This is a genomic window from Bradyrhizobium sp. NP1 (assembly GCF_030378205.1).
GTDB lineage: Bacteria > Pseudomonadota > Alphaproteobacteria > Rhizobiales > Xanthobacteraceae > Bradyrhizobium.
In genome coordinates, this window is the sequence record NZ_CP127385.1 from 2,544,130 (window position 1) to 2,568,702 (window position 24,573).

Annotated in this window: 22 protein-coding genes; 8 read left to right on the forward strand and 14 right to left on the reverse strand. The window is 66.1% G+C overall.

What is annotated here, in order from left to right:
- Window positions 1-41 precede the first annotated feature (41 nt).
- A complete protein-coding gene (locus QOU61_RS12140; protein ID WP_289658627.1) occupies window positions 42-1,529 on the forward strand; it encodes an amino acid permease in 1,488 nt (495 codons plus the stop codon).
- Here QOU61_RS12140 and QOU61_RS12145 read toward each other — a convergent pair.
- Window positions 1,526-2,326: an SDR family NAD(P)-dependent oxidoreductase gene (locus tag QOU61_RS12145; protein ID WP_289658629.1), complete on the reverse strand. Its 801-nt coding sequence runs from the start codon at window positions 2,324-2,326 to the stop codon at window positions 1,526-1,528. The genes QOU61_RS12140 and QOU61_RS12145 overlap by 4 nt on opposite strands.
- A gap of 5 nt (window positions 2,327-2,331) precedes the next feature.
- Window positions 2,332-3,102: a thermonuclease family protein gene (locus tag QOU61_RS12150; protein ID WP_289658631.1), complete on the reverse strand. Its 771-nt coding sequence runs from the start codon at window positions 3,100-3,102 to the stop codon at window positions 2,332-2,334.
- A gap of 195 nt (window positions 3,103-3,297) precedes the next feature.
- On the opposite strand from QOU61_RS12150, the gene QOU61_RS12155 reads away from it, so the two are divergent.
- The 7 genes from QOU61_RS12155 (at window position 3,298) to QOU61_RS12185 (ending at window position 10,671) form a co-directional block, all read left to right on the forward strand.
- Window positions 3,298-4,896 carry a GMC family oxidoreductase gene (locus QOU61_RS12155; RefSeq protein WP_289658632.1) on the forward strand — a complete coding sequence of 533 codons (1,599 nt, stop codon included), beginning with the start codon at window positions 3,298-3,300 and terminating at the stop codon, window positions 4,894-4,896.
- Window positions 4,897-4,904: 8 nt separating this feature from the next.
- Window positions 4,905-5,354, forward strand: a complete 450-nt coding sequence (locus tag QOU61_RS12160) for a hypothetical protein (RefSeq protein ID WP_289658634.1) — start codon at window positions 4,905-4,907, stop codon at window positions 5,352-5,354.
- A 51-nt stretch (window positions 5,355-5,405) separates the two neighbouring features.
- The gene (locus QOU61_RS12165; protein ID WP_289658636.1) at window positions 5,406-6,191 is read left to right on the forward strand and encodes a gluconate 2-dehydrogenase subunit 3 family protein; all 786 of its coding nucleotides are present in this window, start codon (window positions 5,406-5,408) and stop codon (window positions 6,189-6,191) included.
- The gene (locus tag QOU61_RS12170; RefSeq protein WP_289658638.1) at window positions 6,191-7,954 is read left to right on the forward strand and encodes a GMC family oxidoreductase; all 1,764 of its coding nucleotides are present in this window, start codon (window positions 6,191-6,193) and stop codon (window positions 7,952-7,954) included. The genes QOU61_RS12165 and QOU61_RS12170 overlap by 1 nt, the downstream gene beginning before the upstream one ends.
- Window positions 7,955-7,962: 8 nt before the next feature.
- The gene (locus tag QOU61_RS12175; protein WP_289658640.1) at window positions 7,963-9,210 is read left to right on the forward strand and encodes a cytochrome c; all 1,248 of its coding nucleotides are present in this window, start codon (window positions 7,963-7,965) and stop codon (window positions 9,208-9,210) included.
- Between the two features lie 129 nt (window positions 9,211-9,339).
- Window positions 9,340-10,368 carry a S1C family serine protease gene (locus QOU61_RS12180; RefSeq protein ID WP_289658642.1) on the forward strand — a complete coding sequence of 343 codons (1,029 nt, stop codon included), beginning with the start codon at window positions 9,340-9,342 and terminating at the stop codon, window positions 10,366-10,368.
- 48 nt (window positions 10,369-10,416) lie between these two features.
- A complete protein-coding gene (locus QOU61_RS12185; protein WP_289658644.1) occupies window positions 10,417-10,671 on the forward strand; it encodes a hypothetical protein in 255 nt (84 codons plus the stop codon).
- Window positions 10,672-10,872: 201 nt separating this feature from the next.
- On the opposite strand, the gene QOU61_RS12190 is transcribed toward QOU61_RS12185, so the two are convergent.
- The 12 genes from QOU61_RS12190 to QOU61_RS12245 form a co-directional block, all read right to left on the reverse strand.
- The gene (locus QOU61_RS12190) at window positions 10,873-14,346 is read right to left on the reverse strand and encodes an indolepyruvate ferredoxin oxidoreductase family protein (RefSeq protein ID WP_289658645.1); all 3,474 of its coding nucleotides are present in this window, start codon (window positions 14,344-14,346) and stop codon (window positions 10,873-10,875) included.
- A 183-nt stretch (window positions 14,347-14,529) separates the two neighbouring features.
- Entirely contained in the window at window positions 14,530-15,309 is a 780-nt protein-coding gene (gene soxA / locus QOU61_RS12195; RefSeq protein ID WP_289658648.1) for a sulfur oxidation c-type cytochrome SoxA, read from the reverse strand.
- Entirely contained in the window at window positions 15,306-15,626 is a 321-nt protein-coding gene (soxZ, locus tag QOU61_RS12200; protein WP_289658650.1) for a thiosulfate oxidation carrier complex protein SoxZ, read from the reverse strand. The genes soxA and soxZ overlap by 4 nt, the downstream gene beginning before the upstream one ends.
- Window positions 15,626-16,105 carry a SoxY-related AACIE arm protein gene (locus QOU61_RS12205; protein WP_289658652.1) on the reverse strand — a complete coding sequence of 160 codons (480 nt, stop codon included), beginning with the start codon at window positions 16,103-16,105 and terminating at the stop codon, window positions 15,626-15,628. Before QOU61_RS12205 ends, soxZ begins: the two co-directional genes overlap by 1 nt.
- A 175-nt stretch (window positions 16,106-16,280) precedes the next feature.
- The gene (soxX, locus tag QOU61_RS12210; RefSeq protein WP_289658654.1) at window positions 16,281-16,730 is read right to left on the reverse strand and encodes a sulfur oxidation c-type cytochrome SoxX; all 450 of its coding nucleotides are present in this window, start codon (window positions 16,728-16,730) and stop codon (window positions 16,281-16,283) included.
- Window positions 16,723-18,000 carry an NAD(P)/FAD-dependent oxidoreductase gene (locus QOU61_RS12215; protein ID WP_289658656.1) on the reverse strand — a complete coding sequence of 426 codons (1,278 nt, stop codon included), beginning with the start codon at window positions 17,998-18,000 and terminating at the stop codon, window positions 16,723-16,725. The genes soxX and QOU61_RS12215 overlap by 8 nt, the downstream gene beginning before the upstream one ends.
- 56 nt (window positions 18,001-18,056) lie before the next feature.
- Window positions 18,057-20,240, reverse strand: coding sequence for a xanthine dehydrogenase family protein molybdopterin-binding subunit (locus QOU61_RS12220; protein WP_289658658.1), 2,184 nt, complete (start codon window positions 20,238-20,240; stop codon window positions 18,057-18,059).
- Window positions 20,241-20,252: 12 nt separating this feature from the next.
- The gene (locus tag QOU61_RS12225) at window positions 20,253-20,702 is read right to left on the reverse strand and encodes a (2Fe-2S)-binding protein (RefSeq protein WP_289658659.1); all 450 of its coding nucleotides are present in this window, start codon (window positions 20,700-20,702) and stop codon (window positions 20,253-20,255) included.
- 184 nt (window positions 20,703-20,886) lie between these two features.
- Entirely contained in the window at window positions 20,887-21,669 is a 783-nt protein-coding gene (locus tag QOU61_RS12230; RefSeq protein WP_289658660.1) for an ABC transporter ATP-binding protein, read from the reverse strand.
- Window positions 21,657-22,712 carry a dihydrodipicolinate synthase family protein gene (locus QOU61_RS12235; RefSeq protein WP_289658662.1) on the reverse strand — a complete coding sequence of 352 codons (1,056 nt, stop codon included), beginning with the start codon at window positions 22,710-22,712 and terminating at the stop codon, window positions 21,657-21,659. Before QOU61_RS12235 ends, QOU61_RS12230 begins: the two co-directional genes overlap by 13 nt.
- Before the next feature lie 10 nt (window positions 22,713-22,722).
- The gene (locus QOU61_RS12240; RefSeq protein ID WP_289658664.1) at window positions 22,723-23,541 is read right to left on the reverse strand and encodes a GNAT family N-acetyltransferase; all 819 of its coding nucleotides are present in this window, start codon (window positions 23,539-23,541) and stop codon (window positions 22,723-22,725) included.
- Window positions 23,528-24,565, reverse strand: a complete 1,038-nt coding sequence (locus tag QOU61_RS12245; protein WP_289658665.1) for an NAD-dependent epimerase/dehydratase family protein — start codon at window positions 24,563-24,565, stop codon at window positions 23,528-23,530. The genes QOU61_RS12240 and QOU61_RS12245 overlap by 14 nt, the downstream gene beginning before the upstream one ends.
- Between the last annotated feature and the right edge of the window lie 8 nt (window positions 24,566-24,573).

The following is a 24,573-nucleotide window of genomic DNA, read 5'->3' on the forward strand; positions in this document are numbered from 1 at the left end:
GGCCTTCACTGTTCGACGCAAATTGCTTGCCGGAGGCATGATTGACCGACGTCTGGGCGCGGAAATCCATTGTTGAGCTTCTGGCGGAAGCCTCGCATGCCGGCGCCGGCGACGAGGTGCAGCCCTTGAAGCGCACGCTGTCCGCGCTCAACCTCGTCGTGCTCGGCGTCGGCGGCATCATCGGGGCGGGTATCTTCGTGCTCACCGGCCATGCCGCGGCGGCCAATGCCGGCCCGGCCGTCACCCTGTCCTACGTGCTCGGCGCGGTCGCCTGCGCCTTCGCCGGGCTTTGCTACGCCGAGATGTCCTCGACCGTGCCGATCAGCGGCAGCGCCTACACTTACGCCTATGCCACGCTCGGCGAGCTGATCGCCTGGATCATCGGCTGGGACCTGATCCTGGAATATGCGGTGGGCGCCATCGCGGTCGCGATCGGCTGGTCGGGCTATGTCGTCAGCTTCGCACGCGATTTCGGCATCACTCTGCCGGCACAATTCGTCTCCGCGCCGCTCTCCTTCGATTCCCAGACGCACACATGGGCCGCGACCGGCGCCATCCTCAACGTGCCCGCAATCATCGTGGTCGTCCTCATCTCGGCCTTGCTTGTGATCGGCATCCGCGAATCCGCGCGGTTTTCCAGCTTCGTCGTGGCGGTCAAGCTGATCGTGATCTTCCTGTTCATCGCCTTGGCCGCACATGCGGTCACGACCGCGAACTGGGTGACCGCGGCCAATCCCGAAGGGCGCTTCATTCCGCCGAATGCCGGCGAGGGTGTCTTTGGCTGGTCCGGCGTGATCCGCGGCGCCGCCGTGGTGTTCTTCGCCTATATCGGCTTCGACGCGATCTCGACCGCAGCCCAGGAGGCGAGAGAGCCGAACCGCGACATGCCGATCGGCATTCTCGGCTCGCTCGCGATCTGCGCCGTGCTGTATGTCGCGGTTGGCTTCGTGCTGACGGGCATCGTGCCTTTCGACAGGCTCAACGTGCCCGATCCGATCGCCGTCGGCATCGACGCCGCAGGGATCGGCTGGCTGTCGCCGTTGATCAAGCTCGGCATCGTGCTCGGTCTCACCTCGGTGATCCTGGTCATGTTGATGGCGCAGCCGCGCATCTTCCGCGCGATGGCCCATGACGGGCTGTTGCCGCAGGTCCTTGCAAAAATCCATCCGCGCTTCCAGACGCCCCATGTTGCGACCATCGGCTGCGGCGCGGCGGCGGCACTGCTCGCGGGGCTGTTGCCGATCGGGCTCGTCGGCGAGCTCGTCAGCATCGGCACGCTGTTCGCCTTTGCGGTTGTTTCCGCCGGAACGCTCGCGCTGCGCATCATCGATCCCGCGCTGAAGCGGCCGTTCCGCGCGCCGTTGATCTGGGTGGTCGCGCCGGCGGGCGCGCTGACATCGATCGCGCTGATGCTCGGGCTGCCCGAAGATACCTGGCTGCGATTCGCGATCTGGCTCGTGATCGGGTTGGTGGTTTATTTTACCTATGGCCGCAGCCGCGGCCGCGGCCGGCGGGCGAGGACGAATTAACCCCGCCGCACGCTGGCCCCGCCGTCGACCGGCAGCGTCACGCCGGTGATGAAGCTGGCCTCGTCGGAGGCCAGAAACAGCGCGGCATTGGCGACGTCCCAGGGCGTACCCATCTTCCGCCGCAACGGCACCTTGCTGTCGCGCTCGGCGGCGACCTCGGCGCGGGTCTTGCCGAATTCGCGCGCGCGGGTGTCGACCGCCATCGGCGTGTCCATCAGTCCCGGCAGGATGACGTTGGCGCGAATGCCGTATTCGGCGTTCTGGTAGGCGAGCTGTTCGGTGAACGCGATCATCGCGGTCTTGGTCGCCTTGTAGGCGACGTAGGGGTAGGTGGTGATCGCGGCCATCGAGGAGATGTTGATGATGGCGCCGCTGCCCTGCTTTCGCATCACCGGGATCACGTGCTTGGCGGCGAGGATGCAGCTCTTCAGGTTGATGGCGACGCAGCGGTCGAAAGCCTCCTCGGTCAATTGAAGCAGCTCGGCGTCGCCGCCGGCGAGGCTGACGCCGACATTGTTGTGCAGGATATCGATGCGGCCCCAGCGCGCCAGCGCCTCGCCGATCATCGCCTTGATCTCGGCATCCCGGGTGACGTCGGCCTGGAAGGCTGCCGCGGTGCCGCCCTTGGCGGCGATCAGGTCGACGGTTTCCTGCGCGGACGCAAGGTTGAGGTCGACGCACAGCACCCTGGCGCCCTCGCGGGCAAAGGTCAGCGCGGTGGCGCGGCCGTTGCCCATGCCTTCGCCGGGGCTCTGCCCGGCACCGACGACGATGGCGATGCGATCCTTCAGGCGCATGACGTTCACTCCCGGCTGCCGGTTCTGGCGCGGCAATTAAAGGCGCGGCGGAAGCCCGCGGCCTGGGCTTCGTCCTCGGAGCAGAACCAGCGATCCGGCTGGGTGCCCGGATAGCTTGCGCAGCCCTGCAAATGGTAGATGCCGATATTGCCGGTCACCCGCGCCCGCACCGCGAACTTGCCCTTGATGTTGCAGGCCGACGGCATCGCAAGACCGTCCGGAAACAGCACCTCGCGGATCTGGCGGTCACGATCGGTGCGGCAGGCGGCGCCGCGCAGGGCGCCGTCTTTCTCCCGCTCGCGGAATTCGGCCGGCGCCACGAAGCAGCCCTTCCACAGACCAAGGCGCGCATCCCGGGCCGCCGCCTCATCCTGCAGGAAGCGGCCCCTGGCGGCGGGTTCGAAGTCCAGCGCAAAGCCCTGGCGAATCATCAGCTGATTGAGGCTCGTGGCTTCGCCTTCCACCTTGCAGACGCCGGCGCGGCGCCGCTTGAAAATCCGGTCGGGGCCCTGGTCATCGCAGCGCACTGATCGTCCCGCGATCAGCCGGGTCAACTGGTCCCGGGCTTCGACGCCGCAGGTCCAGGGATCGGCATGATCGTCGATGCAGATCTGGTCGAGCTCCGGCGCGTCGACGCCTTCCAGCCGATAGGTGGTATCGCCAAACTGGATCGTGTTGCCGTCCTTGACCACGGCGGTCGCGGCGCGCGCCTCGGCTATTGCCACGGACAAGCCGAGCAACAGCGGAAAAAACCAATAAAAATGTCCTGAACGCATGCGCACTCGCTGGGATGCCTGACGCCAATCCCGATCGCCTACCATATCCGGAAAGCGCGGTCATGCCAGTGGTCCGATTCCGCCATTCGTTCTCCCATGCGCTGCGCGATTGCGGCCTTGTCGGCTGCGCGGCGCACCACGCTTTGACTGATCGCCCGCTCTGATCCTATCGTCGAGCCCGGAGGAAATGCCTGCATGAACGATCCGGTCGATGTCCTGATCATCGGCGCTGGCGCTTCCGGCGCAGCCGTCGCCTGGAGCCTCGCCGAGACCAGGATGCATATCCTCTGCATGGACCAGGGCGGCTGGATGAACCCGGCGCACTATCCGAGCACGGGGCGGGACTGGGAAGCCCGCTTCTTTGGCGACTATTCGCCGAGCCCCAACATCCGCGCGCGCCCCGAGGACTATCCCATCAACGACGACAACTCGCCGATCAAGGTGGTGAACTTCAACGGCGTCGGCGGCTCGACCATCATGTACACGGCGCATTTCCCGCGCCTGCATCCTTCCGATTTCAAGGTCAGGACCTTGGACGGCGTCGCCGACGACTGGCCGATCGATTACGAGACGCTCGTGCCGTTCTTTGCCGAGAACGACCGCATCATGGGCGTCTCGGGCCTTTCGGGCGATCCCGCCTTTCCGCCGACCACTCCACCGATGCCGCCATTGCCGCTCGGGCGCTCCGGCGCGATGCTCGGGCAAGCCATGAACAAGCTCGGCTGGCACTGGTGGCCGTCGGACACCACGGTTGCCACGACCGACTATGAGGGGCGGGCACGCTGCATCAACCTCGGCCATTGCACGCCGGCCTGTGCGCAGGGTGCGAAGGCCTCCACCGACATCACCTATTGGCCGCTGGCCCAGCGCGCCGGCGTCGAGCTGCGCACGCATTGCCGGGTGCGCGAGATCGTGACCAACGAGCACGGCATGGCGTCCGGCGTGGTCTATTACGACAAGGACGGCATCGAGCAATTCCAGCCGGCCGAAGTCGTCATCGTCGCCTGCAACGGCATCGGCACGCCGCGGCTCCTGCTCAACTCCGCATCGGGGCGCTTTCCGAACGGGCTTGCCAATTCGAGCGGCCTCGTCGGCAAGAACCTGATGTTCCACCCCTATGCGCAGGTCTATGGCTATGTCGACGAATTCACCGACAGCAACCGCGCCCCGCCGACCTGCCTGTGGAGCAAGGAATTCTACGAGACTGACCGCGCGCGCGGCTTCGTTCGTGGCTACGCCTTCCAGTTCGGGCGTGGCATGGGGCCCGTCATGGAAGCGGTGCAGAGCGAGGCCAAGGGCGTCCTGCCCTGGGGCGAACAGCATCATGCGGTGTTCCGCAAGCTCAATGGCCACCGGCTACAGCTCTCCGCGATCTGCGAGGATCTGCCCGAGGAGCACAACCGCGTCACGCTCGATCCTGTCCTCAAGGACAGTCACGACATCCCCGCGCCGAAGGTCGACTACACCATCAGCGAGAACAGCGCGAAGATGATGGAGCACGGCATCGCGCGCGCCAGGGAAGTGCTCGCCGCCGCCGGCGCCAGCGATATCTGCGTCAACAGCCCGATCCTCTATGGCGGCTGGCATCTGCTCGGCACCGCGCGCATGGGGACTGATCCCGGACGCTCCGTCGTCAACGAATGGGGACGTTCGCATGACGTCAAGAACCTCTTCATCGTCGACGGCAGCGTGTTCGTGACATCTGGCGGCGTCAATCCGACCTCGACCATTCAGGCCATCGCGCTCTACATTGCCGACCAGATGAAGCGCCGCCTCGCCGACCTGTTCGATTGAAGATGTCCATGCATGCTCCCGCGCCACTGACCCAGCGCCAGCGCAGCGATCTGCGCGCCGTCGCCGCGATGATCGTCCCCGCGAGCGAGCAATATCGCGTGCCCGGCGCCGACGACGAGAAAATCCAGGCGGACATCCTGGCGACGCTCGGGCGCGACATCGAGCGTGTCGCGGAAGCGCTCGATCATCTGGCGCGGCTCGCGGGCCGGCCGCTCGCCGAGCTCGATCGGGAAAAGCGCGACGAGGTCGCGAGCGAATTCCGCAGCACGGGAGGCATTTCCGCAAGCACGCTCACCCGCGTGGTGCTGCAATGCTACTATCGCGACGATCGTGTCCTGCGTTCGCTTGGCCTCGAGCTGCGGCCGCCGTTCCCGAAAGGCTATCCGCTCGAGCAGGGCGATTGGTCGTTGCTCGATCCTGTCAAGGCGCGGCCGCCGATGTGGCGACGCGTGAAATGAACCGGCCAATTGTACAAGATCGGTCGCGCCGGTCGGGGGTAGGAGGGAATGATGCCTGGAATTGATGCCCGACAGCCGAACCGGAAACCGCCGCAACGGCATGCGTCTCATTCCGGCGTCACACGCCGCAGCCTGCTTGCCAGCGCAGCCCTTCTGATGACGACTTCGATCGCGGGCGCGCGGGTCGTCACGAAAGTGCTGCCCTGGAAGCCGAACGAAGCCTATCCGGTCACCCCGGTCGTGCCCGGCGGCTATCTGTTCTTCACGCCGGCCGAAGCGACCATTGTCGATGCCTTCGTCGATCGCCTGATTCCGACCGACGAACTCGGCGCCGGCGCCAAGGACGCCGGCGTCACCACCTTCATCGACCGCCAGCTGACCGGACCCTATGGCGGGCACGACTGGCTCTATATGCAGGGACCGTTCTCCGCGACGCCCTTGCCGTCGCAAGGCCTGCAGTCGCCGCTGACGCCGCGCCAGCAGTACCGCTTGGGGCTCGCCGCGCTCGAAGCCTATTGCAAGGAGAGCTATGGCGGCCGCGGCTTCACCGAGCTCAATTCGGACGAAAAGGACAAGCTGATCGCGGCCATGGAAAAGAGCGAAGTCCAGTTCAAGGGTTTCTCGAGTCGCATGCTGTTTTCCGCGCTCTACACCAACACCATCGAGGGCTATTTCGCCGATCCGATCTATGGCGGCAATCGCGACATGGTCGGCTGGAAGCTCGTCGGCTTCCCCGGCGTGCGCTACGATTTTCGCGACGTGATGGAGAAGCCGAACCAGGCCTACACGCTGCCGCCGGTTTCCATGCAGGGCCGCGCCGCCTGGGGAGAACGCTGATGGCCCGCCGTCTTCCGCGCAAGGATGTCGTCATCGTCGGCCTCGGCTGGACCGGATCGATCCTGGCTTACGAGCTTTCGCGCAGCGGGCTCGAGGTCGTAGCCCTCGAACGCGGGCCGTGGCGCGACACCGCCTCCGATTTCAACATCGGGACCGCCGCCGACGAGCTGCGCTATGCGGTGCGCCACGACATCTTCCTGCGTCCGAAGCAGGAAACGCTGACCATGCGCAACAACCCGTCGCAGACGGCGCTGCCGATCCGCAAATGGGGCAGCTTCCTGCCCGGCAACGGCGTCGGCGGCGCCGGCGTGCACTGGAACGGCCAGACCTGGCGTTTCCTGCCCGACGACTTCCGCATCCGCAGCCACATGATCGAGCGCTACGGCGAAGCGATCCTGCCCGAGGGCAACCAGATCCAGGACTGGCCGGTCTCCTATGAAGACCTCGAGCCGCACTACGACAAGTTCGAGCGCGTCGCCGGCATCTCCGGCAAGGCCGGCAACATCAAGGGCGAGGTCCAACCGGGCGGCAATCCGTTCGAGGGCGCGCGCGAGCGCGACTATCCGACGCCGCCGATGCGGCAGGGCTACGCGCAGGAGTTGTTCACCAAGGCCGCGAGCGGCATGGGGCTGCATCCGTTCCCGCGGCCGTCGGCGAACATCTCGATCGCCTACACCAATCCGTATGGTTGCAGCATGGCGCCCTGCACCTATTGCGGCTTCTGCGAGCGGTTCGGCTGCGCCAACTATTCCAAGGCCTCGCCGCAGACCTGCGTGCTGCCGGCGCTGGTGCGCGAGCCGACCTTCGAGGCGCGCACCGAGTGCGAGGTGATGCATGTGAACCTGTCCGGCGACGGCAAGATGGCGACCGGCGTGACCTATGTCGATGCGAGCGGCGAGGAGTGGGAGCAGCCGGGCGATCTCGTGCTGATCTGCGCCTACAGCCTGTTCAATGTGCGCCTGCTGCTGCTGTCGGGCATCGGCAGGCCGTTCGACCCCGCGACGGGCGAGGGCGTGGTCGGGCGCAATTACGCCTACCAGACCGGCTCCGGTTCGACGGCGTTTTTCGAGGACGCCAAGTTCAATCCGTTCGCGGCGGCGGGTTCGCTGGGCGCGGCGCTCGACGATTACAACAGCGACAATTTCGATCACGGCCCGCACGGCTTTGTCGGCGGCGCCAATATCACCTGCGCCTATACCAATGGACGGCCGATCCTCTATCACCCGACGCCGCGCGGCACGCCGACCTGGGGCAGCGCCTGGAAGAAGGCGGTGCACGACACCTATCAGCGCGTCACCACCGTCGGCGCGCAGGGCAGCGTGATGAGCTACCGCAACAACTATCTCGACCTCGATCCGACCTACAAGGATCCGCTCGGCCGTCCGCTGATGCGCATGACCTTCGATTACCAGGACAATGAGCGCAAGATGGCGAACTGGATGGCCGATCGTTGCGACGAGATCGCGAAGGCGATGGGCGCCAAGACCACGCAGATCGGCCGCCTGGTCGGACCGTGGTCGGTCGTGCCCTACCAGACCACGCACAATACCGGCGGCACCATCATGGGCAGCGATCCCAGGACCAGCGTGCTCAACCGTTACCTGCAATCCTGGGACGTGCCGAATGTGTTCGTAACGGGCGCTTCCGCCTTCCCGCAGAATGCCGGCTATAACCCGACCGGCACGGTGGGCGCGCTGACCTATTGGGCGCTGGACGCGATCTTCGACTATCTGAAGTCGCCCGCGCCGCTGGTGCAGCCGTGAGGGGCGTCATGACAGGCTTGCGGCGGGCTACGACGCTGTGCGGCGCGCTCGCGCTCGTCTTGCTGGTTGGCGCCGAACGCGCCATCGCCGATCCCGACACCTTTACCGACGTCGAGCGCGGCAAGGCGCTGGCGACCGCGGGCGACTGCACCGCCTGCCACACCGTGCCCGGCGGCAGGCGGTTTGCCGGGGGACTCGCGCTGCAAACGCCGTTTGGCGTGATCATGACGCCCAACATCACGCCTGACAACGCGACGGGGATCGGAAGCTGGTCGGCGGATGATTTCGCGCGCGCCATGCATGAGGGCCGGCGGCCGGGCGGCACCTTCCTCTATCCGGCGTTTCCCTATCCCTATTACACCAGGGTGACGCGCAAGGATCTCGACGCGATCTACGCCTATCTGCGCTCGCTTGCTCCTGTCGACAATCGCGTCAACCGCAACACGCTGCCGTTCCCGTTCAACATCCGCCTGTCGATGGTCGGATGGAATGCGCTGTTCTTCAAGCCCGGCGCCTTCGTGCCCGACCCGAAACGCTCCGACGAGTTCAACCGCGGCGCCTATCTGGTCGAGGGGCTCGGCCATTGCGGCGCGTGCCATACGCCGTTCAACGCGTTCGGCGCCGGCAAGAACGAGCGCTATCTCGAAGGCAACCAGATCGACAACTGGACCGTGCCCAACATCACCAACGACCCGCATGTGGGACTGGGCAAATGGTCGGTCGACGATATCGTGCAGTACCTGAAGACCGGCCAGAGCCGCACCAGCCTCGCCAGCGGCCCGATGAAGGATGTGGTGGAGAATTCGACCTCGAAAATGCCGGATGCGGACCTGAAGGCGATCGCGGTCTATCTGAAGGAGCGCGGCGCGGCCGGCCCGTCCGCGCCGGCGCCGCTGCCGGAGACGGACGCGCGCATGCAGGTCGGGCAGGCGATCTTCGTCGACAGCTGCGCGGCATGCCATACCCGCGCCGGCGCCGGGGTCGAGCACATGTTTCCAAAGCTCGCCGGCAATGTGATCGCGACGCAGGACGATCCGGCTTCCCTGATCCGCATCGTGATTGCGGGCGGCCGTGCCGCCTCGACCGACGAGCGGCCGACCGCGCCAGCGATGCCCTCTCTCGGCTTCCGCCTGAGCGACGAGCAGATCGCCGCCGTCGTCACCTATGTCCGCAATTCCTGGGGCAACGCGGCTTCCCCCGTCTCGGCCGAGACGGTGAAGGCCTTGCGAGGGCGCGTCGCGGGGGCGGGGGACTAATGGTCCAATTCTGACATTCGCTCTCCACTTTGGGAGACAGGCTTGCGAATGCTGGAACCACTAGCCGGTTGGCTAGGCTTGCGCGGCTTACGCCGGGTAACCATCTGATGTGGCCAAAGGAATTTCGCCATGTTGGATTTGACCTCTGCCCTCCCGGATAACGGCGCGTCATCGCGGGCGACTGAACGTACCCCCGACAACGACCAGGCGCTGCTCGACGCCTATTCAAACGCCGTGATCGCCGTGACCGACCGCGTCGGCCCGGCGGTCGTGCGCGTGGAGACGGGCCCGAAGGTCCGCAATCCGCGCGAGCGCGGCGGGCTCGGCTCCGGCATCGTGATCTCGCCCGACGGCCTGGTTCTCACCAATAGCCACGTCGTCGGCACCTCGAAGGAAATCAGGCTCCGCGACATCGAGGGCGTCGTCACCGATGCGCGCGTGCTCGGCGTAGACCCCGACACCGATCTCGCGCTGCTGCGCGCCGACGGCGTGCGCGACCTGCCTTACGCCTCGCTCGGCAACTCCAAGACCTTGCGGCGTGGCCAGCTCGTGGTCGCGATCGGCAATCCGCTCGGCTTCGAGTCGACGGTCACCGCGGGCGTGGTTTCCGCGCTCGGCCGCTCGATCCGCTCGGTGAGCGGGCGGATGATCGAGGACGTGATCCAGACCGATGCCGCGCTCAACCCCGGCAATTCCGGGGGGCCGCTGGTGTCGTCGAAATCGGAGGTGATCGGCATCAACACCGCGATCATCAACGGCGCGCAGGGAATCTGCTTTGCGGTCGCGAGCAACACCGCGCAATTCGTGCTGTCGGAGATCATCCGCCACGGCTATGTCCGGCGCGCCTATATCGGCGTATCCGGCCAGACCGCGCCGATCCCGCGGCGGCACGCGGTTGTGGCCGGCGTCGAGAACAAGATGGGCGCGCTCTTGGCGCAGATCGAGCCGGACGGGCCGGCGGCGAAGGCCGGGTTGTTGCCGGGCGACGTCGTCATCAAGCTGGACGGCGTCGACATCAAGGGTGTCGACGACCTGATCCGCGCGCTCGATCGCGACCGCATCGACCGCACGCTCGAGACGGACGTACTGCGGCTCGGCCGCCTGCGTTCTCTGGCGATCCACCCGGTCGAGCGCAAGCCTGCGGGGCGCGCTGCTTGAGCCTGCGCCTCGATCTTTGTCGGCATCACGCTTGAACAAAGGACTGCCATGGAGCGAGACATAAAGGACGTCATTGGCATTCTGATGCGCGTGTTGGATGGTGGGGAAACCTCGCACGATGAATTGAACGATCTGGTATTCGAAGCTGACGGCGAATTGGGGACTGCCCTCAATGAGACGTACGTAAAGCTGCGAGAATTTGTAAACGATCGAGAGCTCAGGCTGAAAAATCTCGAGATGGATCGAGGGATGCGTTTCGAGCTGCAGGATTGTCTCGACAATATCGTGAAAGCTTGTCCATAGGCGAATGCAAGAGGGGCTATTTGTCTGTGGAGGCAAACCCCTCACCCGGATCGCATCTTCCGATGCGACATAGCCGAAGCTGCGCTTCGGCGTCGTCTTCAAAGAACGGCCGCCGAAGGCGGCCTATGCCTCTCCCACAAGGGAGAGGTGGATTGGCGATCCGGCAACAACTTAACTTGATCGTATCACGCCCTAGCAGCGCTATTCCGCTGCCGCCGCAAACCGGCTGTTCTCCAGCTCCGCTTTCAGCCGCGAACGCTCGGCGGCGGCCTTGGCCATGCTCGCTTCCTTGATGTGGCCGTAGCCGCGGATCGTTTCCGGAATGCGCGCAAGCCGCGCCAGCAGCGGGATCTGCTCCGTTTTCAGGCCAGCCGTGCGCTCGTCGATCATCGCGAAATAATCCTCGACCAGCCTGCGTTCGGCCTTGCGCTCGGCGGTACGGCCAAAGATGTCGAACGCGGTGCCGCGCAAAAATTTCAGCCGCGCCAGGAGGCGGAAGGCCGACATCATCCAGCCGCCGAATTCCTGCTTCTGCAACCTGCCGGTTCTCTTGTCGCGGCGCGCGAAGATCGGCGGCGCCATATAGAACTTGAGACTGAAATCACCTTCGAATTTCTCGCCGATCTTGCTGGCAAAGCTGCCGTCGGTGTAGAGCCGCGCGACCTCGTATTCGTCCTTGTAGGCCATCAGCTTGAACAGGTTTTTCGCGACCGCTTCGGTCAATTCGGTCGAGGCGGGCGCAACGGCGCCTTCCGCCTTGCGCACCTTGCCGACGGCTTCGCGGTAGCGCGCGGCATAGGCTTCGTCCTGGTAGCCGGTCAGAAATTCCGCGCGCAGATCGATGGTCTCGTCGAGCGTCCGCGTTGCGGTCGCCGGACGCGTGCGGAACTGCAGCACGCTGCGCACCCGCGACAGGTCATGCGCGGCGAGCCGGCCCCAGGTAAAGGCCTGCTTGTTCATTTCGATCGCGGCGCCGTTGATCTCGATCGCGCGCAGGATCGCTTCCAGCGACAGCGGGATCGCCCCCTTCTGGAAGGCATAGCCGAGCATGAAGGCGTTGGTCGCGATGCTGTCGCCCATCAGCGTCGTCGCCATGCCGGTGGCGTCGATGATGTCGAGATTGTTGTCGCCGATGGCGTCGCGCAGCGCACTCCGCATCGCGCCCATCTCGAAATCGATGTCCGGATTCTGCACGAAGCTCGCGGTCGGCTGCAGGTCGGCGTTGACGAAGGCTTTGGTGACACCGCGCTCGGCGCGGCTGAGCGCGGGGTCGCTGACGGACACCACGATGTCGCAGCCGAGGATGAGGTCGGCGCCTCCCGAGGTGATGCGGACGGTCGAGATGTCCTCCGGCCTGGGCGCGATCCGCACATGGCTCATGACCGCGCCGTTCTTCTGCGCAAGGCCCGTGAAGTCGAGCGCGGAGCAGCCGCGGCCGTCGACATGGGCGGCCATGCCGAGCAGGGCGCCGATGGTGATGACGCCGGTGCCGCCGATGCCGGTGACGAGGATGTTGTAGGGGCCGTCGAGCGGGCGTACCGGCGGCAGCGGCAGGTCGGCGAACAGCTGGCCGGAATCGACCGCCGTATTCCTGGCGCGCTTGAGCGTGCCGCCATGCACGGTGACGAAGCTCGGGCAAAACCCCTCGACGCAGGAATAGTCCTTGTTGCAGTTCGACTGGTCGATCTGGCGCTTGCGGCCGAACTCGGTCTCCAGCGGCTGCACCGAGACGCAGTTCGAGGCGGCCGAGCAGTCGCCGCAGCCTTCGCAGACGAGATCGTTGATGAAGACGCGCTTGGGCGGATCGGGATAGAGCCCGCGCTTGCGGCGCCGCCGCTTCTCGGCCGCGCAGGTCTGGTCGTAGATCAGGGCTGACAGCCCCTTGACCTCGCGCAATTCGCGCTGCAGCGCGTCCATCTCGCGGCGGTGATGCACGGTGGCGCCGGGCGGGAAGTAGTTCGCGGGGTATTTGTCGGGATCGTCGGAGACAATCGCAAGCCGCTTCGTCCCCTCGGCCCAGACCTGGTGCGCGATCTGCGCGACATTGAAGCGCCCTTCCGCGGGCTGACCGCCGGTCATTGCGACCGCATCGTTATAGAGGATCTTGTAGGTGATGTTGACGCCGGCGGCTGACGCGGCGCGCAGCGCCAGCAGGCCCGAATGGGTATAGGTGCCGTCGCCGAGATTCTGGAAGACGTGGTCTTCGCTGGTGAAGGGCGCCTGTCCGATCCAGTTCGCACCTTCGCCGCCCATATGCGTGATGGTCGCGGTGCGCCGCGCCGGGATGTAGAGCGCCATGCCGTGGCAGCCGATGCCGGCCATGGCGCGGCTGCCCTCGGGCAATTTGGTCGAGGTGTTGTGCGGACAGCCCGAGCAGAAATAGGGCGTGCGCTGCAGCGTGATGGGCGTGCTCGCCGCGACCGGGGCGTCGAAGGCCTCCAGCCGCGCCAGACGCTGCTCGAGCACCGGGTTCGGCGGCCCGAGCCGCCGCAGCCGGGCCATCAGCGCGGAAGCGACGATGGTCGGCGTCAATTCGCCCTCGCTCGGCAGTAGCGGGCGGCCTGCCTCGTCGCGCTTGCCGACCACGGTGGGCCGATTCCAGGCATCCACATTGTAGAGGATGCGCATCAGCTGGTCCTCGATGAAGCCGCGCTTCTCCTCGACCACCAGCACGTCCTGCAAGCCCTCGGCGAAGCGCTTGGCGCCTTCCTCTTCCAGCGGCCAGGTCAGCGCCACCTTGTAGATGCGCAGTCCCAGCGCCTTGGCCTCGCGGTCGGTGATCCCGAGATCGGCCATGGCCTGCCGCAGATCGAGATAGGCCTTGCCGGTTGCGATGATGCCGAGCCGCGCCGGCTTGGCGTCGAGCACGATTCTGTCGAGCTTGTTGGCGCGCACGAAGGCTGCAACCGCGGCCATCTTCGCCCCGAACAGCCGCCGTTCCTGCTCCAGCGGCGGATCGGGCCAGCGGATGTTGAGGCCGTCGGGCGGCATCTCGAAATCGCTTGGCGTCACGATCTCGATCCGCGACGGGTCGCTGTCGATCGAGGCGGAGCTTTCCACCGTCTCGGAGATCGCCTTGAAGCCGACCCAGCAACCGGAATAGCGCGACAGCGCAAAGCCATAGAGGCCGAGGTCGAGATAATCCTGCAGCGTCGACGGATTGAGGATCGGGATCAGCGCGGCGGCAAACACCTGCTCGCTCTGATGCGCCAGCGTCGAGGACTGGCAGCCATGGTCGTCGCCGGCGAGCGCCAGCACGCCGCCATGGCGCGAGGAGCCGGCCGAATTGGCATGCTTGAGCGCATCGACCGAGCGGTCGACGCCCGGTCCCTTGCCGTACCAGATGCCGAACACGCCATCGACCTTGGCGCCCGGAAACAGGCCAACCTGCTGGCTGCCCCAGACCGCTGTTGCGGCAAGGTCCTCATTCAGGCCGGGGACGAAGGCGATGTCCTGCGCCTGCAGGAAGGATTTCGCGCGCCACAGCGCGTGGTCGTACATGCCAAGCGGCGAGCCGCGATAGCCGGAGATGAAGCCCGCGGTGCTGAGGTTTGCGCGCCGGTCCCGTTCGCGCTGCAACATGGGCAGCCGCACCAGCGCCTGGACGCCTGAGAGATAGATTCGCTTGGTCTCGAGCCGGTATTTGTCGTCGAGCCCAACCTCCATCAGCGTCATCTGGCGAACTCCGTGCGATGCGGATTGGATCAGTGAAGGGGATGCGCTGGCGATGTCAATTGGCGCAAGAGGCGGGCGGCTTCAGAAACAGGATGAAGCCACAGAACAATAGTCTGCTGCAGGAGCGAAGTACAACCGGCTGGAAACATGGGAGATTTGCGCGCGCGGCAGTACGGGTGCGCCTCATGGCCGTACTGCCGGTGTCTCCATCGCCATGCCGCTGGCGCGCGTCATCAGATAGAGCTCGAGCGCCACCAGCTCCGGCGCGCCATAGTCGTAAGGTTGCGCGCGGATGCCAAAGATGCAGGCGCGCAGCCGGCGCTGCAGCGAGCCGAGCGACTGCCATTCCAGCCGGTACTCCGGATAGCCGGTCGGATGGGCTTGCGTGATCGGCGAGCCGGCGAGGCGCTTGTCCCAATTGTCGTCATGGCAGTTGGCGCAGGCGAGGTTGAGCTGGCCCTGCCGCTGCATGAACAGTCTTTGGCCCTGCGCGACGAACGGCTTGAGCTGCGGATCCTCCCCGGCCGTGATCGGAAGCCCGCGCGACTGCGCGGCGACGAAGGCGGTGAGCGCCAGCAGGTCGTGGCTTTCGTTCGCAAGCGGCGGTGCCTGTTGATGCCGGCTGCGCTCCAGGTTGATGCGCTGCGTGAGGTCCACCGGCCGGCCGAGCGCCGCGTCGAAGGCGGGATAGCGGGCGGCGAGACCCTTCATGCTGGCGCGGGCGTCGCCGTGACAGTCGGCGCAGGCCTTGTCCGCGCTGCCGGCCTTGGCGTTCCACAGCTTCTCGCCGTCGACCACCCAGAGCATGCCCGGATTGGCCGTCTCGTCGTTCTGCATGACCTGGCTTTCCGGCCCCATGAAGGTGAAGCCGGAGCGGCGCTGGTCGCGCGGGATGTCCGCGGCGGTGACCGACGCGGCGGCAAATAGCAGCGCCGCAACAGCTATCGCCGGCAGAACCTTCATTCGACCGTGATGGCGGCGGACGCGGTTTCGGAAAATCCCTTGTCGCCGATCCATTCGAACTCGAACTTGCCGCTCTCGCTCGCGACCGTGAAGAAGGAGAAGAAGGGATTGGCGGCGATTGCCGGGAACAGATCGGCGCGGAAAATCTCCTTGCCGTTGAAGCGGCAACTGAAGTTGGTGATGATGTCGCGCGGGACCTTTTCGCCAGCGGCCGTATAGCGATAGCCGGTCTCCATGATGTGCGACATCAGCGTCTTGATCTCGATCACATCGCCGCGTTTGGCCTTGGCCGGGACGTTGATCAGGGCTGACGGCATCAGATCACCTCCTCGGTGCAGGCGGCGAGCGTGACCACGACGTCGACGGCGGCCTGCCAGAAACTGCCGTCCGAAAGCTGTGCGATCGCCACCACCTTCTGGCTGTCGGCAAGCCGGATGCGGGTTGCGACCTGCGCGCGGCCGGCCTGCGGTGTCAGGTAGAAATTGCCGATATTGGGCTGCGGGTTCTTCTCGTTGAAGACGTGGATGCTCTTGACGTGATCCTCCGCCGTCATCGGGCTGTCGACGCTGACCGTCATCGGCACGGTATTGCCGTTCTCAACCAGCGGCGGGATGTCGAGCTTGACCTTGCCGGTCCTGACCGGGGCCTCGCCGACGACGTTGCGGATCGCGGAAGCCAGCATGGCCGGCGTCGCCTCCAGTGGCCGCAGCGTGATCACGGGCAATGCGGCCGCAACCGCGGCGCTGCCGGTCAGCTTCAGGAAACGGCGGCGGGTGGATGGGTCTCCCTGACGCATGCGAAGGCCTCTAGTACCCGCTTTCCGAAGTTCGTGAGTCATTTGCCGCAATCTCCTCTTACGAACTTCGGAAAGCAAAGGGTACTAGCAAGCTAACGTTCTAGTACCGCTTTCGATTTGAAGTCCGCCTTGCCGATTCGTGGAAGCCTGTGTGGCGGACTTCAAATCGGCGGTACTAGTCGCGCAAGGTTACGAGATAGGCCACGATGTCCTCGATCTGGTCGGCGGACAGGATCGGCTTGCCCCGCCAGGCGGGGCCAACCCGATCTAGTCCTTCGGCGCGGTAATAGGAGGGCATGATGGTTGCGGGATTGAGATGGGAGGCATCGACCAGCCGCAGCCTTAGCTGGGCCGCCGAGGCGCGGCTCCCGGCGCCGGCGAGGCTGGGCGCAAGATCACCCTGGAACCGGGTTTCCGGAAACGGGCCGGAATGGCAGAGGATGCAGGTCGAGGTGCGGTCGAGCACCAGCGCCCGGCCGTGCGCGGGATCGCCGGGCACCCCGGTGAGCGATTGCGGAATGCCGTCGCCGACGACGGCGTAGGGCTTGAGTGCCTGCGCCGCCGCGCTGCACGGCAGCGCCAGGATCAGCGCAAGCGCGGCGCGTCGATTGAGCCGCCTAGCCAAACGCCTCTCCCGTGATGGTCTTGAACCATTGCCGCGCCGCCTCGGCCTCGCGTGCGCGCTGCTCGCGCGGCGCATCGACAGGGCTCGTGCCGGCGGCCTCGACCTCGGCGAAGATGTCGTCCTTCGGCTGGTAGATGCCGGCGAGCGAGAACGCATAATCCGGTGCCACAATGTTGTAGCAGAAGCCGGCAAGCCGTGGCGTCTCCGGCGTTTTTCCCGAGAGCAGGCTGGCGATCGCGGCCGCACAGGCTTTGGCCTGGGCGCTCGCGGCGGATGCCGATTTGGGAATGCCGCCGCCGAGACAGGCATCGCCGATCACATGGGTGTTGGGCACGAGCTTCGAGGCGAAGGTTGAGGGATCGATCGGGCACCAGCCGGTATGGTCGGTGGCGCCGGCGATCTCGGCGATGCGTCCGGCCCGCTGCGGCGGGATCACATTGGCCACATCAGCCTTGTAGTCGCCGAACTCGGTGACAATCGTATTGGTCGACGGATCGACGGAGGTGACGCGGCCACCCTGCGAGATCGAGATCCGTTCGATCAGCCCGCCATAAAGCTCCTTCCAGGCATTCTCGAACAGCTTCTGCTGCGCAAATGAGTCCTTGGCGTCGAGGATCAGCACCTTCGAGCGCGGCTTTTTTTCTTTCAGATAATGCGCGATGAGGCTGGCGCGTTCGTAAGGCGCGGGCGGGCAGCGCATCGGGTTGGCGGGCACCGCGAGCACGACCACGCCGCCATCCTCCATCGCCTCCAATTGCCTGCGCAGCAGCACGGTCTGCTCGCCGGCCTTCCAGGCATGCGGCATCTTGCGTGAGGCCGCCTCGTCATAGCCGGGCAGGGCGTCGAAGCGCACTTCGATTCCCGGCGCCAGCACCAGGCGGTCGAAGGTAAGCGACGTGCCGTCGGCTAGGGTGAGATTGCGCGCCTGCGCGTCGATCTTCGTGGCGGCCTGTGCCACCACGGTGATGCCACTGGCCGCGATGCGGTCATAGCCGAATTGCTGCGCCTCGATATCGCGCAGGCCGGCGATCACCTCATTGCTGCCGGGGCAGGCGGTGTAGGTCGGGTTCGACTCGATCAACGTCACGCCGAGCTTCGGGTCGATCTGGCGCAACGCGCGCGCGCAGGCCGCCCCCGCAAAGCCGCCGCCGACCACGACGATCCGCGCCGCGCTTTGGGCGCGGGCGAGACGCGGCAAGGCGAGGGAGGCGGCCGACGCTGCGACGCCGCCAACGACGGTTCTCCGCGTCACCGGGCGCAACGCTTCCATCAGCATATGTTCCGAAAAAAAGGGCGGCGGCCGAATCCGGCCGCCGCGCTACTCTATCAGGCGAAGGTGATGTTGAGATCCCGCAACGGCACCGAACGGATGCGTTTTCCGGTGGCGGCGAAATAGGCATTGAGTACCGCCGGACCCGCGACGCAGATCGTGGGCTCGCCGACGCCGCCCCAGAAGCCGCCGCTCGGCATGATGATCGATTCGACCTTCGGCATCTCGGCAATTCGCATCGAATTGTAGGTGTCGAAATTGGTCTGCTCGATCTTGCCGTCCTTCACCGTGCAGCCGCCGTAGAACAGGCCGGTCAGCCCGTAGACGAAGGAGCCGGCGATCTGCCGCTCGATCTGCGCCGGATTGACCGCATAGCCGGGGTCGGTGGCGGCGACGATCCGGCGCACCTTGATCTTGCTGCCGTCGATCACCGAGATTTCCGCGGCGGCGGCGACATAGCTGCCATAGCCCATGTGCTGGGCGAGGCCGCGGAAGACGCCCTGCGGCGCCGGCTTGTCCCAGCCGATCTTCTCGGCCACGGCATTGAGCACCGCCAGATGCTTCGGATGGCTTGCCATCAGCTTGCGCCGGAATTCGAGCGGGTCCTTTCCGGCAGCCTGCGCGATCTCGTCCATGAAGCATTCGAGATAGACCGCGTTCTGGTTCACGTTCACGCCGCGCCAGAAGCCCGGAATGATGTGCGGGTTGCGCATCGCGTGCTCGATCAGGAGGTTCGGTACCGAGTATCCGATCGCGGCATCGCCGTTCGGGGCAAGGCCGGCGAAGGTCGCCGGGTCCTTGCCGTTGACCAGCGCTTCCGGGCGCAGGCTGAACAGGATCGACTGCCCCGAGATCCGCATGTGCAGGGCGGTCAGGTTGCCGTCGGCGTCGAGGCCTGCGGTCATCTTGCACTGCGTGATCGGGTGGTAGCGGCCGCGCAGCATGTCCTCCTCGCGCGACCACAACAGCTTGATCGGCGTGCCCGGCATCTGCTTGGCGATTGCGACCGCCTGGCTGACATAGTCGGTCTGGCCGCGCCGGCCGAAGCCGCCGCCGAGCATCTGCTTGTGCACGTCGCATTTGCTGGCGGGCAGGCCCGAAGCTTCCAGCACCGCGGCGAACGCCGCTTCGCCGTTCTGCGTGCCGGTCCAGACCTCGCACTTGTCCGCGGTGTAGAGCGCGGTGGCATTCAGCGGCTCCATCGCGGCGTGGTTCTGGTAGGGATAGTTGTAGACGGCTTCGACTTTCCTGGCGGCGCTGCCGAGCGCAGCCTTGACGTCGCCATTCTCGTTGCCGACGAAGGCAGGGCCCGACTCGAGCCCTTCCGCCAGCCATTTCGCGATCGAGGCCGAGGTGACCTTGGCATTCTCGCCCTCGTCCCAGACGATGGGCAGCGCCTCGAGCGCGGTCTTGGCGTGCCACCAGGTGTCGGCGACGACGGCGACCGCGCTGTCGCCGACCCGCACCACCTTCTTCACGCCCTTCATGCCGGCGATCTTGGCCTCGTCGTAGCTCTTGAGCTTGCCGCCGGTGACCGGGCAATCCTTGATCGCCGCGTTCAGCATGCCCGGCAGCTTGACGTCGATGCCATAGACGGTCGTGCCGGTGACCTTGTCGGGGCTGTCGAGCCGCTTGATCGGCTTGCCTGCGACCTTCCAGTCCTTCGGGTCCTTCAGCTTGACCTCGGTCGGCGGGGTGAGCTTGGCGGCGGCTTCCGCGACCTTGCCGTAGGTCGTGGTCTTGCCCGAGGCCGTGTGGCTGATGACGCCGTTCGCAACGGTGCATTCGCCGGCCGGCACCTTCCACTCATTGGCGGCGGCCTGAATCAGCATCATGCGCGCGGTGGCGCCGCCTTTGCGCACATAGTCCTGCGAGGTGCGGATGCCGCGGCTGCCGCCGGTGGAGAAATCGCCCCAGGCGCGGTTGCGCGCGACGCTCTGGCCCGGAGTCGGAAATTCGGTGACGACCTTCGACCAGTCGCATTCGAGTTCCTCGGCGACGAGCTGGGCAAGGCCGGTCAGCGATCCCTGGCCCATTTCCGAGCGCGCGATGCGGATCACGACGGTATCGTCGGGCCGGACCACGACCCAGGCGTTGACCTCGGGCGAGCCGTCGGCGGCGCGCACCACGGAGGGGCCGCCAAAGGGAAGATCGAGGCCGAGCGCGAGGCCGGCGCCGGCTGCGGCCGTGCCGATGACGAAGGAACGGCGGTTGAGCATGGGTTTGACGTGCTGGTTCATGAGCAGCCTCCCTCAAGCGTTCGCGGCGGCGTGAATCGCCTCGCGCACCTGCTGGAAGGTGCCGCAGCGGCAGATATTGGTGATGGCCTCGTCGATATCCTGGTCGGTCGGCTTCGGCTTCTCCTTGAGCAGCGCCGCCACCGCCATGATCATCCCGCTCTGGCAATAGCCGCATTGCGGCACGTCGTTGGCGAGCCAGGCCTGCTGCACCTTGTGCAGCGCGGCGCCGGAGGCTAGCCCCTCGATGGTGGTGATCTGCTTGCCGGCGGCATCAGCCACCGAAACGCTGCAGGATCGCATTGCAACGCCGTCGATATGGACGGTGCAGGCGCCGCATTGTGCAATGCCGCAGCCGTATTTCGTTCCGGTCAGCCCGACGTTCTCCCGGATCGCCCACAGAAGGGGCGTATCGTCCTCGACGTCAACATTGATCGTCTTGCCGTTTATGATGAGGTTTGCCATCGCATCCACCCTGATTGGTCCAATCCTCCGACTGGACGGGCGGAACCTAAAACTCTCGGCCGGAATCGTTCAAATCAACATTCCGCGTTCATTCCGGGAGGAATAATCGGGCCCGGCCGGCGTTGCAGGGCCGGACTGCAATGGCATCGGCGGGAGACTGTCTTTTCCGGTTTTCGGCTTGCGCTCAGATGTTCGCGCCGAGCCCAAGGCTGGCATAGATGCGCCGCGCATAGGCGCCGAATTCGTCGGTGGTCTTGATCGGCAGCGCGCGCGGAAACGGCAGCTCTATCGGAAAATATTCTGCCATCCGCGCCGGCCCAGCGGTGAGCACCGCGCAATGCGAAGCCAGGAACACCGCCTCCTGGATCGAGTGGGTGACGAACAGGATGGTCTTGCCGCTCTCGCGCCAGATCCGCAGCATCTCCAGGTTCATCTGCTCGCGGGTCAGGGCATCGAGCGCGCCGAACGGCTCGTCCATCAGGATCAGTTTCGGATCATGGATGAAGGCGCGCGCGATCGCGGTGCGCTGCTGCATGCCGCCGGAGAGTTGCTGCGGATATTTGTCCTCATGGCCGGCAAGGCCGACGAGGGCAAGCAGGTCGCGCGCCCGCTCGCGCGCGGCTTTCAGCGGCAGGCCGACGATCTCCGCCGGCAACAGCACGTTGTCGAGGATGGTGCGCCATTTCAGCAGCAACGCCTGCTGGAACACCATGCCGATGTCGCGCGCTGGATCGAACGGCGTGGTCGCATTGCCGATCCGGATGGTGCCGCCATCGGCGCCATGCAGCCCGGCGAGGATTTTCAGGACCGTGGTCTTGCCGCAGCCGGAGGGCCCGACGAGTGAGACCAGCTCACCTTCCTGCACGTCCATGGTGACGTTGGAGACGGCGAGAAACTCGGCGCCTCCGGTCCGGTACACCTTTCGGACATTGCGCAGGCTGATGAAGGGCTCGCTCATGCCAGCCATTTGTGCAGGTTTGCCGCGACGAAATCGTCATCGGAGAGGTCGGCATGCTCGTTGCAGACCCGATCGATCTCCTCGATCTGCCCCGGCGACAGGCCTTCATGCGGGTCGAGGCACCAGATACCCTGCATCAGGCCCTGACGGCGCAGCACCTCATGGCAGCCGGCAATGCAGCCGTGAAAATCATGGGCGACGTCGAAGAATGCGCTGTTGCAGTCGGTGACGCGCGCATCGAGCGCCAGCAGGTCCGCCGGCAGGCTTTCCTTGCCGCGCGCGGCCTTGCAGCGCTCGAACTGCCTGATCGCGGCGGCTGTCCACACCGACCAGTGGCCGAGCAGGCCGCCCTTGATGTGGACGCGGGTGGTGACGCCCGCATCGCGCAGGTCGAACGGCAGGGTCAGATCGAGCAGGATGTGGTCGTCATTCCCGGTATAAAGCGTGATGCGGTCGAGCGCTTTCGCCGCCGCGACGCCGCGCAGCACGTCGAGCGTGCGATAGCGGTTGAACGGCGCGATCTTGATCGCGATCACGTTGTCGATCTCAGCGAAGCGTCGCCAGAAATTCGCGCTCAAGGCGACGCCGCCGACCGCGGGCTGCAGGTAGAAGCCGACCAGCGGAATCTCGCGCGCAACGGCGGTGCAATGTTCCACGATCTCGTCCTCGCCGGCCGATTTCATCGCGGCCAGGCTGAGCAGGCCGGCGTGATAGCCGATGCCGCGCGCCGTCCTTGCTTCCGCGACCGCCTGCCGCGTCGGACCGGCAAGGCCCGCGACCAGCGCCAGCGGCCGCCTGGTCCAGTGCGCGGCGGTCTCCGCCGCAAGCTCCAGCACCGGCCGGTACAGCCCGACCTCGCGGATCGCGAATTGCGTGGCGTGGACGCCGACCGCGAGTCCCCCGCTGCCGGCATCGATGTAATAGCGCGTCAGCGCGCGCTGGTGCTGCGTGTCGAGGGTGCGGTCGCTGTGAAGCGCCAGCGGATGGGCCGGCACCACCGTGCCGTCGGCAATCAGCTTGCGCACCTCGGGCTGGATCTCGCTTTGATGCATCACGTAACTCCTATCCGAATTCCGGGCCGGCGACCGCAAATGGCGGCGCCTGGCTCTCGACCGTGGCGCGGCCAAGCCGCATGCGCTGGAACGGCCGCTCGACCATCCAGCCGTCGGCGTCGAGGCCGCCAACAAATTCGCGTTGCGACGCCACCGCATCCATCAGCAGAGGACCCGCCTCGCGCTCGGCGATCGTTCGGATCAGCGCCCGCGCGCTTTCCGTGTTGTCCGCAAACAGCGGGCCGACATGGCGGGTGGTGCGGCCATCTCGCACCAGCGCGCACGCCTTGCCGTTGTCGTACAGGTGCGAACCGGGTCGGGCCGCCAGGTCGCGCAGCAGCTCTTCGCGGTCAAAACCCATGGCCGCGCGATCGCGTGCGATGAGGCCGTCGAGATCGCCGGCCTCGGGCGTGCCGCGTTGCCCGGCGGCATTGGCGAGCAGCAGCCGCCACAGCTCCAGCGTCGGCTGGAATCCAAGCGGGCCATAGACCATGGCGCCGGCGGGCGTGGCGTCGAGCCAAGTCGTGAGATCAAGCCGGTCGGCCTGCCTGAGGCAGGCATCGATCAGCCGCGTCGCGAGCCCGCGGCGGCGCCAGTCCGCCGTCACCAGCACCATGCTGATCCAGGCCTGGCCCGCGGCGTAGGGCAGCAGCGCGGCGCTCGCGACCAGGCGCTTGCCGTCGCGCACGCCGTAGACACATCCGTGGGTGAGGAAGAACCGCCAGTCCGCTTCGTTCTGGTTCCAGTGCGCTTCGGTCGACAGCAGCAGGCCCGCCGGCGCGTCGGCGACCCCGAGCTGGACGATGGTGGGGCCGTCAGTAGCGGCCATCGCGCACCTCATATTTGGTCGGCTTGCCGAGGCTCGGCATTGCGCGGGCAACCCAGTCTGCCGTCCAGCGGATCAACTGCTCGGTATCAACGATCGGCAGGCCGAACAGCCTTGTCGCCTGCGACGTGTCGGTCAGCCATGCGGTCGGTTCCTCCTTGCCGACGATCACGGGCTCGCGGCCGAGCAGCTTGCCGATCCTGGCGGCGAGATCGCGCACGGCAAGGATCTCGTGGCCCGAGACGTTGATCGGCGAGGTCGGCGTGTCGCAATGCGCGAGGCAGCGCAGCGCCTGCGCCGCCGCATCGCCCTGCCAGATGAAATTGACATGGCCGAGGCTGACGTCGATCGGCTTTCCCTGCCAGACCTTGCTCGCGATGTCGTGCAGCACGCCATAGCGCATGTCGATCGCGTAATTGAGGCGGAACAGGCGGCCGGGCGTGCCGAACTTGCGCGAGAAATACTCGAACATGCGCTCGCGCCCGACGCAGGACTGCGCATATTCGCCGGGCGGATCGGGCGGGATGCTCTCATCGGCGCCGCGGCCATCGACCGGCACGAAGGGATAGACGCAGCCGGTCGAGAACGCGACGATGCGCGAGGCGGCAAACGCCTGCGCCACCAGCGCCGGGACATGCGCATTCATCGCCCAGGTCAGCGACAAGTCGCCCTCGGCGCCGAACTTGCGCCCCGCCATGAAGACGACGTTCGGCGCTTTCGGCAGTTCGTTGATCGCGGCCTCGTCGAGCAGGTCGCAATGCAAGGTCTCGATGCCGCGCGCACGCAGCCACTGCTCGACGTCGGGTTCGCTGAAGCGCGCCACGCCGATGATGCGGCGGCGCGGGGAGGCCGCTTTCGCAAGGCCCGCCAGCGTCGGCCCCATCTTGCCCGCGACGCCGAGGAACATGATGTCGCCGTCGACCTTTTCGAGATCGTCGATCAGCGCCTGGCTCGGCCGGCACAACAGTTCGTCGAGCGCGGCGATATCGGGGATCGTCTTCGGCAGGGTGTCGCGGGTGAGCAGCATGGTTGTTT

Coding starts and splice junctions, on each gene's coding strand:
- QOU61_RS12145 (WP_289658629.1), bottom strand. CDS start 2,326: ATGCGCCTGAAGGATCGCATCGCCATCGTCGTCGGTGCCGGGCAGAGC.
- QOU61_RS12150 (WP_289658631.1), bottom strand. CDS start 3,102: ATGCGTTCAGGACATTTTTATTGGTTTTTTCCGCTGTTGCTCGGCTTG.
- QOU61_RS12155 (WP_289658632.1), top strand. CDS start 3,298: ATGAACGATCCGGTCGATGTCCTGATCATCGGCGCTGGCGCTTCCGGC.
- QOU61_RS12160 (WP_289658634.1), top strand. CDS start 4,905: ATGCATGCTCCCGCGCCACTGACCCAGCGCCAGCGCAGCGATCTGCGC.
- QOU61_RS12165 (WP_289658636.1), top strand. CDS start 5,406: ATGCCTGGAATTGATGCCCGACAGCCGAACCGGAAACCGCCGCAACGG.
- QOU61_RS12170 (WP_289658638.1), top strand. CDS start 6,191: ATGGCCCGCCGTCTTCCGCGCAAGGATGTCGTCATCGTCGGCCTCGGC.
- QOU61_RS12175 (WP_289658640.1), top strand. CDS start 7,963: ATGACAGGCTTGCGGCGGGCTACGACGCTGTGCGGCGCGCTCGCGCTC.
- QOU61_RS12180 (WP_289658642.1), top strand. CDS start 9,340: ATGTTGGATTTGACCTCTGCCCTCCCGGATAACGGCGCGTCATCGCGG.
- QOU61_RS12185 (WP_289658644.1), top strand. CDS start 10,417: ATGGAGCGAGACATAAAGGACGTCATTGGCATTCTGATGCGCGTGTTG.
- QOU61_RS12190 (WP_289658645.1), bottom strand. CDS start 14,346: ATGACGCTGATGGAGGTTGGGCTCGACGACAAATACCGGCTCGAGACC.
- soxA (WP_289658648.1), bottom strand. CDS start 15,309: ATGAAGGTTCTGCCGGCGATAGCTGTTGCGGCGCTGCTATTTGCCGCC.
- soxZ (WP_289658650.1), bottom strand. CDS start 15,626: ATGCCGTCAGCCCTGATCAACGTCCCGGCCAAGGCCAAACGCGGCGAT.
- QOU61_RS12205 (WP_289658652.1), bottom strand. CDS start 16,105: ATGCGTCAGGGAGACCCATCCACCCGCCGCCGTTTCCTGAAGCTGACC.
- QOU61_RS12215 (WP_289658656.1), bottom strand. CDS start 18,000: ATGGAAGCGTTGCGCCCGGTGACGCGGAGAACCGTCGTTGGCGGCGTC.
- QOU61_RS12220 (WP_289658658.1), bottom strand. CDS start 20,240: ATGAACCAGCACGTCAAACCCATGCTCAACCGCCGTTCCTTCGTCATC.
- QOU61_RS12225 (WP_289658659.1), bottom strand. CDS start 20,702: ATGGCAAACCTCATCATAAACGGCAAGACGATCAATGTTGACGTCGAG.
- QOU61_RS12230 (WP_289658660.1), bottom strand. CDS start 21,669: ATGGCTGGCATGAGCGAGCCCTTCATCAGCCTGCGCAATGTCCGAAAG.
- QOU61_RS12235 (WP_289658662.1), bottom strand. CDS start 22,712: ATGCATCAAAGCGAGATCCAGCCCGAGGTGCGCAAGCTGATTGCCGAC.
- QOU61_RS12240 (WP_289658664.1), bottom strand. CDS start 23,541: ATGGCCGCTACTGACGGCCCCACCATCGTCCAGCTCGGGGTCGCCGAC.
- QOU61_RS12245 (WP_289658665.1), bottom strand. CDS start 24,565: ATGCTGCTCACCCGCGACACCCTGCCGAAGACGATCCCCGATATCGCC.